Source organism: Parafrankia irregularis (assembly GCF_001536285.1).
GTDB lineage: Bacteria > Actinomycetota > Actinomycetes > Frankiales > Frankiaceae > Parafrankia > Parafrankia irregularis.
Genome location: NZ_FAOZ01000062.1, coordinates 1 through 13578, shown reverse-complemented (window position 1 = coordinate 13578; position 13578 = coordinate 1). Strand labels below are relative to the sequence as shown.

Annotated in this window: 12 protein-coding genes and 1 pseudogene; 4 read left to right on the top strand and 9 right to left on the bottom strand. The window is 73.1% G+C overall.

The annotated features are described in order from the left end of the window. Positions 1 to 623, bottom strand: a 623-nt coding sequence (locus AWX74_RS38315; RefSeq protein WP_207550474.1) for a response regulator, incomplete at its 3' end; no start/stop codon positions are given. Positions 624 to 983: 360 nt separating this feature from the next. Between AWX74_RS38315 and AWX74_RS38310 the strand changes: the two genes are divergently transcribed. Further along, complete coding sequence (locus AWX74_RS38310) at positions 984 to 2021, top strand: Acg family FMN-binding oxidoreductase (protein WP_091287279.1); 1038 nt, start codon at positions 984 to 986, stop codon at positions 2019 to 2021. A 70-nt stretch (positions 2022 to 2091) separates the two neighbouring features. On the opposite strand, the gene AWX74_RS38305 is transcribed toward AWX74_RS38310, so the two are convergent. The 3 genes from AWX74_RS38305 to AWX74_RS38295 all read right to left on the bottom strand — a co-directional run bounded on the left by AWX74_RS38305 (position 2092) and on the right by AWX74_RS38295 (position 4419). Beyond that, positions 2092 to 2589, bottom strand: a complete 498-nt coding sequence (locus tag AWX74_RS38305) for an SsgA family sporulation/cell division regulator (protein ID WP_242666613.1) — start codon at positions 2587 to 2589, stop codon at positions 2092 to 2094. 142 nt (positions 2590 to 2731) lie between these two features. Then, on the bottom strand, positions 2732 to 3403 hold the full coding sequence (locus tag AWX74_RS38300) for a superoxide dismutase family protein (protein WP_091287272.1): 672 nt from the start codon (positions 3401 to 3403) through the stop codon (positions 2732 to 2734). 149 nt (positions 3404 to 3552) lie between these two features. After that, a complete protein-coding gene (locus tag AWX74_RS38295; RefSeq protein ID WP_091287269.1) occupies positions 3553 to 4419 on the bottom strand; it encodes a helix-turn-helix domain-containing protein in 867 nt (288 codons plus the stop codon). 260 nt (positions 4420 to 4679) lie between these two features. On the opposite strand from AWX74_RS38295, the gene AWX74_RS38290 reads away from it, so the two are divergent. After that, positions 4680 to 5609 (top strand): ABC transporter ATP-binding protein, encoded by a 930-nt coding sequence (locus AWX74_RS38290; protein ID WP_091287266.1) that lies wholly within the window; start codon positions 4680 to 4682, stop codon positions 5607 to 5609. Here the strand turns inward: AWX74_RS38290 and AWX74_RS38285 are convergent. Further along, complete coding sequence (locus tag AWX74_RS38285; RefSeq protein ID WP_091287262.1) at positions 5555 to 7402, bottom strand: phytoene desaturase family protein; 1848 nt, start codon at positions 7400 to 7402, stop codon at positions 5555 to 5557. The two genes, AWX74_RS38290 and AWX74_RS38285, sit on opposite strands and share 55 nt — an antisense overlap. A 103-nt stretch (positions 7403 to 7505) precedes the next feature. Then, positions 7506 to 9068 (bottom strand): FUSC family protein, encoded by a 1563-nt coding sequence (locus AWX74_RS38280; protein ID WP_091287259.1) that lies wholly within the window; start codon positions 9066 to 9068, stop codon positions 7506 to 7508. 110 nt (positions 9069 to 9178) lie between these two features. Here AWX74_RS38280 and AWX74_RS38275 point away from each other — a divergent pair, with 110 nt between their 5' ends. Both AWX74_RS38275 and AWX74_RS38270 read left to right on the top strand, forming a co-directional pair. Further along, positions 9179 to 9685: a MarR family winged helix-turn-helix transcriptional regulator gene (locus AWX74_RS38275; protein WP_242666612.1), complete on the top strand. Its 507-nt coding sequence runs from the start codon at positions 9179 to 9181 to the stop codon at positions 9683 to 9685. 22 nt (positions 9686 to 9707) lie between these two features. Beyond that, positions 9708 to 10055, top strand: coding sequence for an MmyB family transcriptional regulator (locus AWX74_RS38270; protein WP_165615974.1), 348 nt, complete (start codon positions 9708 to 9710; stop codon positions 10053 to 10055). Between the two features lie 78 nt (positions 10056 to 10133). On the opposite strand, the gene AWX74_RS38265 is transcribed toward AWX74_RS38270, so the two are convergent. From AWX74_RS38265 to AWX74_RS38250, 3 genes and pseudogenes are all read right to left on the bottom strand, one after another. Further along, on the bottom strand, positions 10134 to 11516 hold the full coding sequence (locus AWX74_RS38265; protein ID WP_091287282.1) for an FAD-dependent oxidoreductase: 1383 nt from the start codon (positions 11514 to 11516) through the stop codon (positions 10134 to 10136). A gap of 405 nt (positions 11517 to 11921) precedes the next feature. Continuing rightward, on the bottom strand, positions 11922 to 12449 hold the full coding sequence (locus AWX74_RS38260; RefSeq protein WP_091287254.1) for a TetR/AcrR family transcriptional regulator: 528 nt from the start codon (positions 12447 to 12449) through the stop codon (positions 11922 to 11924). An 874-nt stretch (positions 12450 to 13323) separates the two neighbouring features. Continuing rightward, positions 13324 to 13578: pseudogene (locus AWX74_RS38250) on the bottom strand (crotonyl-CoA carboxylase/reductase); the annotation flags it as partial.

The window sequence follows — 13578 nt, the reverse complement described above, 5'->3', positions numbered from 1 at the left end:
TTCATCAGGTAGACCGCCGCCTGCGTGCGGCTGGCCAGGCCCAGCTTCTCCAGAATGCTCGACACGTAGTTCTTCACGGTCTTCTCCGACAGCCCCAGCCGGGTGCCGATCTGCCGGTTCGTCAACCCGTCCGCGATCAGCTGCAGGATCTCCCGCTCCCGCTGGTTCAGCGTCGCCATCGCCGGATCCTCATGCGGCCCGTCCCGCAGCCGCTCCAACACCCGACGCGTCACCGACGGAGCCAGCAACGACTGACCCGACGCCACCGTCCGGATCGCACCCACCAGATCGTTGCCCCGGATCTCCTTCAGCACATACCCCGCCGCACCAGCCATGATCGCGGAGAACAGCGCCTCGTCATCGTCATACGACGTCAGAATCAGACACGCCACCCCCGGCAACGCCGACCGGATCTCCCGACACACATCGATGCCACTGCCATCAGGCAACCGCCCGTCCAGCACCGCCACATGCGGATGCAACGCCGGAATACGCCGCAGCGCCTCCGCCGCCAGCCCGGCCTCACCGACGACCTCGATATCGTCATGCCGGGCGAGCGTCTGACGCAGACCATTCCGCACGATCTCGTGGTCATCGAGAACGAACACCCGGATCTTCTCCATGACCGCGACCATACGGGCGCCGCGGGCCCTTCGCCCATGTCACCTCGACCGCGGCGGGCGGGACCTGTGCCCCGCGGCGGGGGCGGGCCGTCCCGGTTCCCGGCGCGACGTGCGGCCGTGCCGGCGGAACTGGTGTTCCGCGTCGGCGGGCGGCCACGGCCGCTTCGCGCCGCGACCGGGCCGGGCGTCGTGGCCCGGTCGGACGTGACGGAAACGTCGACGCTCGGCCCATCCACACAGGCACGATTGTCCTGTCTGTACCCCTTCACCCGGCCTGGTGCCGATTACGGTGGATGTTGTCCGCGCCGCGGACGGCGCGCTCGGTTCGTGCCACCGGGCGGCGAGGGGAGGCGGGCGATCATGGAGTCGGGGACCGCGGGAATCGGCCGCGAGGTGGCCGTGGAGGTCGTGACAACGGCCTCGCTCGCTCCGTCCATCCACAACACCCAGCCGTGGCGCTGGCGCCTGGCCGCCGGCCGGCTGGCCCTGGCGCCCGACGTCGGACGGCGCCTGCCGGTCCTGGACCCGGACGGGCGTCAGCTGGTGGTGAGCTGCGGCGCGGCCCTGCTGCACGCGCGCCTGGCCTGTCGGGTGCTCGGGCTGGAACCGGAGGTGGAGCTGTTGCCCGGTTCCGCCGGCCGGCCCGGCCCGGAGCCGGCGCTGCGCGACGACCTGGTGCTCGCCACGCTGGACGTCCGCGGGCGGCATGCGCCTACGGACGCCGACCGGCTGCTGTTCTCCGCCGCCGGCGCGCGCCACACCGACCGCCGGCCGTTCGCCGACCAGCCCCTCGAGCCGGTCCTGCTGGAGCAGCTGCGCCGCGCCGCCGAGGCGGAGGGCGCGTGGCTCATGCCACTGGCCCACTCCGACCAGCGGCTCGGCGCCGCGGTGGTGGCCGCGCGGGCGGACTGGGCCGAGCAGACCGACCCCGCCTACCGCGCCGAGCTGGCCACGTGGCGACGCGCCGACGGCCCGGCGGGCGACGGCGTGCCCACGGACGTCGCCGCCACCCACCATCCCTTCCGTGCCAGTGACTTCCCCCTGCGCGACTTCGACACAACGGGTACCGCGGACGCGGCGGGAACGGCGGGCGGGCCGCCACCCACCGAGAACCCGACGGTCATCGTGCTCGGCACGGACGCGGACCAGACCGAGGACCGGCTGCGTGCCGGCCAGGCGCTGGCCCGGGTCCTGCTCACCGTCACCGCCGCCGGTGCCGCGGCCTCGCCACTGGGGCAGCCGGTGGACAGCGACGGCTACCGCTCGGTCATCGAACGGATGCTGAGCATCGCCGGGCACATCCAGATGATCCTGCGGGTGGGCTATCCCCGCCGCGATGCCGCCGCCTCCACGCTGACCCCACGGCGCCCGCTCGGCGAGATCCTCGTCATCGACTGATCGCGCCGCCGGACCGCGCCGGCCGACCGACCGACCGGCGGCCCAGTCGGGTCAGTCGGGCCTGGTCGGGTCAGCCGCAGCCGAGCGCGGCCAGCCCCAGATCGAGATCAAGGTCGATCATGGCGGCCTCAGCCGCCACGGGAACCAGGGTGTAGGTCCGTTGGATGAAGGCACTCACCCGGGTCGCCGACATCTCGAGCGCGGCCCTCCCACCGGGGCAGGGCACCGACACCGACAACAGGCGTCGCCCGCCGCGCACGACCGGCTCGACGCGTGCCCCGTCCGCGACGGACGGCTCATCGGGCCCAGCCAGGCCGACCGGTCCGTCGGGTTCGTCGCGGCCGGCCAGGCCGGCCGGTCCTGCCGGGCCGGCCCACCGGTCGTCGTCGACGACGAACAGCGCCCGGGCGAAGGTCGCCATGGCCAGGCGCGGCTCGTCGACCTGGGCCCGCACGGTGATCGCGACCGGGTCCAGCGGATCGAAGCCCAGCGAGACCAGCGCGGGAACCCGCTTCCCGGCGTCGGTCAGGTAGGTGGCGTTGACGTCCAACGTCACGACGTTGGACACGATCGGACGGCTCCACATTGAGATCCTCCCCACCCTCGGTGTCGTACCTCACGGTGTCACCGAGGGCGGGCGGAGATCACCCTGCCTTGGTCCGGCCGGCGGGGAGACCAAGGACCACCGCAGGATCGCCACACCGACGGCGTCAGGACTTCGCGAGCACGCCACAGGCGATGCGGTCACCGGCGTCACCGGTCGCGTTGGTCTTCTCGTCCGGGCCGGGGGACGGGGCTCCGCTGGCCTGGTACCGGTCCGGTATGTGAGCGAGGTTGTCCGGCTGGGCGTGCACGATCAGCGCGACCCCACCCCTGCGCAGGTCGTCGAGGGTGAACCGGTCGCTCTGGGTGAGGATCTCGGCGGAGCCGTCCTTGTCCACCAGCAACGGCGGCAGGTCGCCGGCATGCTCACCGTGATGCGTACCGCCCGGGTTGAAGTGGGGGCCCGCGGTGCTGAACGCCCCGTCGGCGGCCTTGGGCTCACAGACCGGCTTCTGGTGGATGTGGAACCCGTGGTAGCCCCCCGGGGTGAGGCCGTGGAACCGGCCTTCGACCCGGACGGCGCCGTCGACGGGGGTGAGGGTCACCGTGCCCACATCCGCCCCGGTGACGTTGTACAGAACGACGTCGACGGACCCGGCGGCGGCCCCGCCACGGGTGGCCTGCGCCGACCCGGAGGCAGCCGGCGTGGGCGTCGCGGAGGCGGTGGAGGTCGCCGCGGCGGCCTGGTTGTCCTCGGCGCCGCAGCCGCTCACCACCAGCGTCAGCCCGGCCGCCGCGAGGGCGGCGGTGAGCGCGGTACGGGTCGGTAGACGTGGCAAGGCAGCCTCCAGGCGCCGGGTCCGGACGAGAACGCCCCAAGCTTACGGAGCGGGCCCACCTGACGCCATTGCGTGATGCCCCGTTGTCCGCAGACCGACACCGCCGCGGACAGGCTCGGCGGCAGGCCGGTACATGCGGCGGGCCGGGCTCAGCGCTCGAGGCGCGCGCTCAGCCGGGCGAGGTGGTCCGGGGTGCGCTCCGGGGTGACGCTGTCGACACCGATCCGGTTCATCAGCTCCTCGTAGCGGTCGACGTCCTCGGGCCGGTCGAGGTGGGCGGCGCCGGTCAGGTGCTCGAGGTGGACCACATCGGGCACCTCGGGTTCAAGGAACCGCAGGATCGTGAAGGCCCCGGCCGCCGAGACGTGCCCGCCGTAGGCCGCGGGCAGGATCTGGATGACGATGTTCGGCGCCGCCGCCAGCTCGGCCAGATGCGCCAGCTGGGCCCGCAGGACCGCGGTGGAGCCGATCCGCGGGCGCAGCGCGGCCTCGTCCACGACGGCCCACAGCTTCGGCGGGTCCGGCCTGGTCAGCAGGCGCTGCCGGGCCATCCGCATCGCGACGGCACGGTCGACGGCCTCGTCGGTCAGCGAGCCCCGGCTGCTGGTCTGGAGCACGACGGCACGGGCGTAGTCCGCGGTCTGCAACAGGTCGGGAACCAGGTGCAGGTGGTAGGTCCGGATCAAAGCCGCGGCGGCCTCCAGCCCCAGGTAGGGCTCCGCCCAGGGGGACACGACGTCGGCGAAGCCACGCCACCAGCCCGGCCGGTTCGACTCCCTGGCCAGTGCGAGGATCGGGGCACGGTCGGCCTCGGCGACCACGCCGTACAGGGTGAGCAGGTCGGCCACGTCGCGTTCCTTGAAACCGACCCGCCCGAGCTCCATGCGGCTGATCTTCGAGTCGGAGGCACGGATCTGGTAACCGGCCTTCTCCCGGGTGATTCCGGTTCCCTCACGAAGGCGGCGCAGGCGGGCCCCCAACATGATGCGGTTCACGATGGGTTCGCCGTCGAGCACGCTGTCCTCCTAGTCGTGGACCCTCCCCGTGCGACGGGCTCCCGGCGCCTGGTTACCGGACCCGACGGACCGTCCACGTTCAATACCTGGGCAATTTTTTCACAGGTGGTGCACAGCCCGACGCTCGGTGGGTCAGAAGGCTCGCTAAACTTGGCGCGCCGCGGCTTTACCGCTTCTTCTGCTTTCCGTCAAATGCACAGGTCGGGTGAGGTCGAGCCGATGTTTTCTCTCCAGGTCGCGGCAGCCGCGAGGTGGCGCCCGTGAGGCCGCGATTTCGGCCGGGCCCACAGCGGGCATCCCGGCGGCCCGCGGTCGGCCTCGCCCCCGCCGGCACCGCGCTGGCCTTCGAGCACGTCGGCATGACCTTCCCGGATGGATCCGAGGTGCTGCGCGACCTCTCCCTGACCGTCGGCGACCACGACATCGTGGCGCTGGTCGGCGCCTCCGGCTCGGGCAAGTCGACCCTGCTGCGCATCGCCGCCGGGCTGACACCGCCGACCTCCGGCACGGTCAGCGCCGGGCCGGGCTCCCCCGCCCTCATCTTCCAGGATCCGACGCTGCTGCCCTGGCGGACCGTCGCCGGCAATGTCGGCCTGTTCGCCGAGCTCGACGGCGTTCCGCGCGCGCAGCGGGCCGGCCTGGTCGCGGACGCGCTCGCGCTCACCGGTCTGAGCGGCTATGAACACCATCGCCCACGGGCTCTTTCCGGCGGCATGCGCATGCGGGTCTCCCTCGCCCGCGCGCTGACAGCCCGGCCCGCGCTGTTCCTGCTGGACGAACCGTTCGGCGCGCTGGACGAGATAACCCGCCAGCGTCTCGGCGACGAGCTGGTGCGGCTGCATCTGCGCGAGGGTTTCGCGGGGCTTTTCGTCACCCATTCGGTCGTCGAGGCCGTCGCGCTGGCCCGCCGCGTCGGAGTGCTCTCCGCCCGGTCCGGGCGGCTGGTGGCCGAAGTCGAGATTCCGTTCGACTATCCGCGCACGGAGACACTCCGGTACGACGCCGCCTTCGGACGGGTCGCACGCACCGTTTCCGAGGCGCTGAAGGACTCCTTCTCCGACCGTCATTCGAAAACCCCCGACCATCCGAGCGCTCCCGACCATCCGAGCGCTCCCGGCCCGCCGGGCGCCGAGCATCAGCCGGGCTCCGCCGGCCCGGCCGGCATCGACGACCTGGCCGGCGTCGAGTAGAGCATCCGGTGGGTGGCGGCCAGCGCCCGCCGGCGGGCGGCACCGGTCGGTCCGGCGGCGCCCAGCGCCACCCGCGCGGCCATCGCCCCGGGGCCGCCGTGCACCCCGCCCCCGGGATGCGCCGACATCGACGCCAGATAGAGCCCGGGCACCGGGGTCTCCGGCCGGCCGAGCCCCGGCACCGGCCGGAACACCAGCTGCTGGTGCAGGGCGGCGGTGCCGCCGCCGAGCGCGCCGCCGTGCAGCACCCGGTCCATCGACTCCAGGCGCGCCGGGGACTGCACGTCCCGGCCCAGGACCAGCGCTGTGAAACCGGGTGCGTATGCCTCGATCCGACGCTCCAGCCGCTCGAGCAGCACCGCGACGTCGTGCTCGTCCGGACGGCCGTGTCCGTCCGGGCGACCGGTGACCGCTGCGGTGGCTCGGAGACGCGCGCCCGCGGTGCCGGCGTGCCCGCGCGGGCGCTGCGGAAGGTGGAAGTAGGCCCAGGCGCTCTCGGTCCCCGCCGGCGACCGGCTCGGATCGGCGGTGGTCATCTGGCCCAGGACGACGAAGGGCTGGGCCGGCACCAGGTCCCGCGCCAGCTCCGATGCCAGCACCGTCAGATCGTCCATCGTGCCGCCGAGGTGGACGGTGCCCGCGCGCGCCACCCGCGGATCCGACCACGGGATCGGGCCCGCCAACGCCCAGTTGACCTTGAACGTCGCGGAGTCCCAGTGGAAGCGGTCCAGGTCGGCGAGCAGTCGGGGCGGCAGGTGCTCGGGTGCGACCAGGCGGCGGTAGAGGGAGACCGCGTCGACGTCCGCGATCACCGCGTGCCGGGCCGGCAGCGCCGATCCGTCCGCGAGCCGCACGCCGTCGGCCCGGCCGGCCCGGACCGTCACCGCGGCGACCGGCGTCCCCGTGCGCAGTTCGCCACCGCGGGCACGCAGCCGGCGCACGAGCGCCGCGGTCAGGTTCCCGGCGCCACCCTCGGGTACCGGGAAGCCGACGTCCTGGCCGAGCATCGCCAGCAGCCACCCGATCAGCGCCGAGCCGGCGGCCTCGGGGGCGAGGTCGGTGTGCAGGGCGCAGCCGGCGAGCAGCAGGCCCGCTCCGTCGCCGGCGAACTCCTCGGCGGCGAACCGGCGGACCGGGAGCACCCCGAACCGGGCGAACCGAAGCGCGTCCGCGGCGCCCAGCGCGCGCAGCAGCCGGGCGCCCGCCCGCACCGGCGGGAACGGGGTGGCGAGCAGGGCGTCCAGCAGCGGCGCGCGGACCTGTCGCCACAGCGCGACCTGCTCCTGCCAGGCGTCGGCGTCGGCGGGGGCGAAGTCGGCGAGCGAGGCACAGGTCTCCTCGAGGTCGGTCGACAGCTGCGCGCACCGGCCGTCCGGCAGCGGATGGGCCAGCACCGTCGGGGCATGCCGCCAGCGCAGGCCGTGCTCGCCCAGCGCGAGGCCGCGCAGCACCGGCGAAGCGGCGGCGAACGGGTGGAAGGCGCTGAACAGGTCGGTGGTGAAAGACAGGTCGGTTCCCGGCGACGGGCCGGCGCCGCTGCCGATGCCGGCGTCGCTGCCGATGCCGGGCGCGGTCAGCCGCGACGAGCGGCAGGCCCCGCCCGGCTCCGCCTGGGCCTCGCACACCACGACGTCCCAGCCGGCGTCCGCCAGCAGATTGGCCGCGACCAGGCCGTTCACGCCCGCCCCGATCACCACGGCGTCGGAGCCGGCGCCGGCTCCCGCCGCACGCCGTGACCGCCCCGGCCACGGCCGCCTCGCCGCCGGTGCCCCCGCCGCGCCCTCGGTGCCCATGGGGCGATCCTTTCGCACCGGCCTGTCCGCGGTGCGTCCGCCGGCGCCAGCGGTGGCGCCCGGCCGGCGGCGGATCGGCGGCAGGTCAGCGGCGGCATATGGGTCAGCGGCAGGCCGCCGCGACGTGTTGCTCCAGTTGTTCCAGGCCCCGGCGGACGGCCGGGTCCGCGAGCGCCTGGGGGTGGGCGCACCCCAGCTCCGTGAGCGCCCGCACCGGAGCCTGGCAGCGCACCAGTGCGTCGATCGTGTCCGCGGCGTGGGCCTGGTGCCTGCCCGCATCAGCGCCAGCCTCGACGCCGGTGGGCCAGGTGACCAGGTCGTGGACGGCCTGGGCGGGGATGCGGTCGGCGAGCCTGCCGAGGGCACGGTGCGCCTCCACGGGCGGTGCGACGTCGAGCAGGTCACGCAGGGTGCGTTCGAAGCTGTCCCGCCGCCGGGTGAGCAGCTCCGGCACCAGCTCCGGCGCGGAGCGGCCCGCCGCGACCACACCGGCGAGGGCGGCCAGCGACCGGGCGGTGCGCACCCGCACGACGTCCCTGGTCCGCAGCGGCAGGACGAACCACGAGACCACCCCCGCCAGCGCGGCGCCGAGCAGGATGCCGCCGAGCCGTTCCACCAGTTCCTCGGGGCCGCCGGTGCCCTGGTAGTCGTACAGCAGCGCCAGCATCGCCGTCACCCCCGCGGCCCACAGCGCGTAGTGCAGCGGGCGCAGCCAGGTCGCGATGCCCAGCACGACGAACAGCGCCACCAACGCCCCGGTGCCCCCGGCCGGCAGCAGGCCCGCGCAGGCTGCGACCAGCACCGTGCCCGCCGCCCCACCGACGACCCGCGCGACTGCCTTGTGCAGGACGTCCCCGCGGGCCCTGGTGCCGCTGCACACGATGTAGGTGCTGATCACCACCCACGGCCAGTGCTGCGGATACACCAGCCGGCCCAGCGCGAACGCAGCCGCCAGCGCGAGGGTGAGCTGGACGGCCATCCGGGTCGTCGGCGCCAGCCGCCACCCGCGCGGCCGGCCGGCCCGGCCACGCCCGTACGCCCGAGCACGCTCATGCACCCGCGGGCGCCGATGCGGCGGGACGCCCGCCGCCGGCCGGGCCGCGACGCGAGCGCGGCGTGGAAGGACCCCGGTGCCCTCGCCGAAGAGCAGGCACAGGTGGGTCACGGCGATCGCGATGAAGGCCGTCGCCGCGAACCAGCCGAGCGGGTCAACCCCCGGACCCGCCGGCACGGCGACGATGAGAACCAGCAGCGATGTCGGCAGGACGAGAGCACCGAAGCGGGCGGCCAGCGGGCCGAAGCGGCGAACCCACACCGCCACACCGGTCATCAGGACGTACAGTGCGTCGCCCACCGGCGGCGCGGTGCTCATCAGCCGGCCGACCTCACCGGCGCCCATCGCGAACAGCGGCACGACGAGCAGCGCGACCGGGCGGTGGCGGGATGCGGCTGACCGCTCCCCGCGCCAGAGCAGTACGGTCAGAGCGACCGTGGCGACCACTGCCTGCGCGTGCAGCCCCGCTGCCCCGCGCAGCGCCGTGGCGCAGCCGAGGCCGGCCAGCACGGCAGCCATGGACAGTACGGCCGAACGCAGCTCCACCAGCCCCGGGTCGAGGCCTTCCGTTCCCCCGACTCGACGCCAAATATTACGTAGGACGTAGAACATCAGGCAGCGCTTCTCTGCCGCAAGCGTGATTCGCCCCCAGCTTCATGAGCCCACCCTCGGACGCTCACCCAGGCAGACTCGACATGATTCCTAAGTGATAGCGTACGACTGTGCGAGGCGAAATCGGGAGCCATGAGATCGAGATCGCAGCCGACGTGCGGCGTGGGGTCGCCCGGCTGACCCGTCGGCTGCGGGCCGAGCGCGCGGCCGGCGCACTGAGCGTGAACAAGATCATGGTTCTTGGGCATCTGTACCGGGAGGGCCCGTCCACCCCGGGCGAGGTCGCCGCCGCGGAAGGTCAGCAGCCGCAGTCGCTGACCAGGGTGTTCGCCGACCTCGAACGGGACGGGCTGCTGACCCGGCGCCGCTCGGAGCAGGACAGGCGGGAGTCGGTGCTGGAGATCACTCCCGCCGGGCGGGAGGAGATGGAGCGGGACATGGCCGAGCGCGACGCCTGGCTCGCGGCCACCGTGGCCGGTCTCACCGAGGCGGAGGCCGACCTGCTGGGGGTCGCCGGCCGGCTTCTGAGCCGCATCGCCTCCGCACCATCGCCATCGCCGTCCGCCGCTGGACGTGATGCTGCGCTGACCCCGGGCACGGCCACGCAGCCTTCGTGACCGGGGCACGGGCTGGCCGGTCATCTCGCTGCGCCAACGAGACGTCGAGGCCTCCGTCGTGTCGGACCTGCGCCGGGCCACGGGCCGGTTCCCGGGCAGTGGCCGCCTGGCCGGGCTGATCCAGGAGCTCACCACGGGCAGCCAGCGTTTCGCGACGCTGTGGGCTGGTGGCGCGGTCGACGCGCACCGGGAAGACCACAAGATCGTTCATCACCCGGCCGCAGGGCCGATCGCGGTGGACTGCGACATCCTGACCGACGGCGACGCGGAACGAAAGATCGTCGTTCTCACTGCCGCTCCCGACACCGAGGACGAGACCAGGTTCCAGCTCGCCGTCGTATCGGGCGTCCACCACCCCGCTCGCGACTGAGCGCAACCATCTCCGAGGTGGCCGGCAGCCTGGCCAGCACAGCCGCCGCGGGCAGCAGCTGTGCTGGCATCAGCCAGGTCAGGCGATGCGGCGCTCGAGAGCGACGTCCAGCAGCTCCTCGGTGAGGACGAGCTTGACCCGCGGCCGGCCCGTCGGCTCACCGGAGGAGCGCTCGGCGGCGTCGATCAGCCGCCAGCCGGCCTCGGTGACCAGGTGCGGCTGCCGACCGCGCAGCCAGGTCTCGATCCCGGCGATCGGGTCGGTGGCGGCGGTGCGGTCGTGGCGGCGGACGGAGCCGTCGACGATGTCGGCGAGCAGCCGCCCGACCGTCTCCGACGCGCACTTCTTGTTGGTGCCGATGATCCCCGTCGGCCCGCGCTTGATCCAGCCGGCGACGTACTCGCGCTCCACGCCGTCCACCCGCCCGTTGACGTTCGGGATCACGCCGCGGCGGTCGTCGAAGGGCAGGCCTGGGATCGACCGGCCCTTGTAGCCGACCGCGCGCAGGACCAGGCTGGTGGCGACGGTCTCGCGCTCGCCGGTGTCGACGGCGCTGACCCAGCCGTCCTCGTCGGTCTTCAGCGCGTTGAGGCCGAAGACGATCTCCTCGACGCGGCCGTCGCCGCGGATCTCCAGCGGGGTGCGCTGGAACCGCAGGGCGACCCGGCGCGCGCCGGCCGGCAGCGGGTTGTGCGCGTAGTCGCGCATCACGGTCAGGTTGCGCTTGACCAGGCGGGACAGCGCCTCCTCACCGGGCTGCTCGGCGACCTCGGCCGGGTCGATGTCGACGCCGGACTCGGTGTACTCGGGCAGCTCCTTGAGCTCGGCGGTGGTGAAGGCCGCCTGCGCCGCGCCCCGGCGCCCCACGACCATGACCTCCTTGAGCCCGCAGTGGCGCAGCGCCTCGAGCGCGTGGTCGGCGATGTCGGTGCGGGCGAGGCGCTCATGCGGCGAGCACAGGATGCGGGCGACGTCGAGTGCGACGTTGCCGGCTCCGATGACGACACCGCGCTCACCGCTGAGGTCGAACTTCAGGTGCGCGTAGTCGGGGTGCCCGTTGTACCAGCCGACGAAGTCGACCGCGGACTCGCTGCCCGGCAGGTCCTCACCGGGAATTCCGAGCCGCCGGTCGGTCTGCGCGCCCACCGCGTAGAGGACGGCGTCATAGCGCTCGGTCAGCTCCTCGCGGGTGACGTCCTTGCCGATGTCCACATTGCCGAAGAACCGGAAGTTCTCGTGCGCGGCGATCGCCGCGTACACGCTGGACACCGCCTTGATCTTCGGGTGGTCCGGCGCGACTCCGGAGCGCACCAGGCCCCAGGGCGTCGCCAGCCGCTCGTACATGTCCACCCGCACCGGCACGTCGTTCTGCTCCAGCAACGACGCCGCCGCGTAGAACCCGGACGGGCCGGATCCGACGACTGCGACAGCCAACGGTACGGCCGCGTTTCCCTGGGTCATGCAGTCCACTCCATTCAACCGATATCCCGCCGCACGGCCATCCGCGCCGGCGGGGCCGGGGTTTCGCCGCGCGATCGGTGCCGCCCGGGGGTCCTCCCAGCGGCGACGCCGCGAGGCGTCGGGAGTGCGGTCGGGCCTGGCGTCCTCGCCCTGAGCTCCGTCACCGCACCTACCGGCCACCCTCCACGCAACGTAGAGAAGGCGGGTTCGCCGTGCAACAACTTCGATACGGCAATGGCGTCACCGACGATGAGTCCGGCTCTCCCAGCAACCAGAACGCCATTCCCGTTGCCGGAATTCCGAAATGCCCAGATCATTGGTTCGGCGTGACCGAGATCTCCGCGCCCCTGGCGCGTCACCGCGCCATCTGTCGCCGGGACACGGCGTCCGCGCGCCACGCGGGTGTCAGCTGCGGGCCGCGCCCAGCGCCATCGCGCGCAGCATCGCGGCCATCTGGAGCCTGTCCAGGTCGTGCGCGCTGTGCGGAGTCGAGTTGATCAGGCCGAACAGCGCGTGCGCGCGGGCCCGGGCGGTCGGCGCGTCCAGCTCGGGCCGGGCGTCACGCAGGACCTCGACCCACTGCTCGGCGTAGGCGCGCTGCAGTCTGCGGACCTCACGGGCGGCCTCGCCCGGCAGGCTCCCCAGATCACGGTCGTGGATGACGATCAGCTCGGGGTGGTCGAGGGCGAAGTCGACGTGCCCGCGGACCAGACGGTCCAGGGTGTCGGCTCCGCTGCCGCCGGCCGCCCGGGCGGCGTGCGCGCCGTCGAGCAGATGCCGGCTGATACCGACCAGAAGCTCCACCAGCATCGCGTCCTTGCTGGGGAAGTGCCGGTAGATGCCCGGGCCGCTGATACCGACGGCCGCACCGATCTGCTCGATCCCGACCCCGCGGAAGCCGCGCTCGGCGAACAGGTGCGCGGCCGCGGACAACAGTTCCTCACGGCGCCCCGAACGCGCGCCGGGCCGCCGGGCCCCGGCGGACGTGCTCCCGGACGACGCGGCAGCACCGGCTGAAGCGGCGCCACGAGAGGCAGTGCCCCTGGACGAACTCGTGCCCCCACGTGGCGCGGCGCCCCTGGGCCTCGTGTTCCTGACAGGTGGACCCTCGCCCGGCGCAGATGGGGCTGTTTCTGCTGACACCGGAACAGTCCTCCTCGACCCGCAGGCTATCAGCCCGCACCCGCCCACGGACACCCCGAACGCCACCGCAGATCTTCGTCGGGCGGGGGCTGGAGCCCGTGGCGGAATCCCGAGCCTCGGGCTTCCGGAGCCGCCGCCACCCCTGCGCAAGAGTCGCCAGGCCACTGCGCCGGCCTCCACGGATGCAGGGAGGAACAGGGCCGCCACACCTGGCCGATCAAGCCCCGACCCACGGCTCGCGTCGGTTTCTCGGGTCAGGGTTGAGGATCTGGTCGTCTGGTCGGTGGGGAGCGGGCAGCAGACGGCGGCCAGTCAGATTTTGGCGGGATGTGACCACTAGCAGCTATCGCCCGGCGACCATGGGGAGCGGAAGGGGTTGGAGGCCGGGAAGATCAAGGGATTTTGGTCGTTATGACGACCAAAATCCCTTGATCTTGTCCGATAGCAATCGCGGACGCGGACTCGGTGGCGGCCGGGTGTCGCCGCGCCGCCGGGCAGGGGCCGCCGCACCTGGCCCGTCAAGCCCCGACCCGCGATTCACGTCAGTTTCGTGCCAGAAGTAAGAAATTCGGCCGCAAGGACAACCTGAATCCTCATTTCTTGCGGATCGCCAAGCGGGTCAGCGCACCATTTGCACCTGTTGGCGCCAATTATGGGCGCCGCCCTACACGCCGCGGAAGCGGTTGATTGCCGTCAGGTGACGAGCCCGGGTCTGCTCGTCACGAACACCCAGCCCCTCCTCCGGCGCCAGACACAACACCCCGACCTTCCCCTGATGCGCGTTGCGATGCACATCGAACGCCGCCTGCCCCGTCTCCTCCAACGGATACACCCTCGACAACGTCGGATGGATCAACCCCCGCGCCACCAACCGGTTCGCCTCCCACGCCTCCCGATAGTTCGCGAAATGCGACCCCAC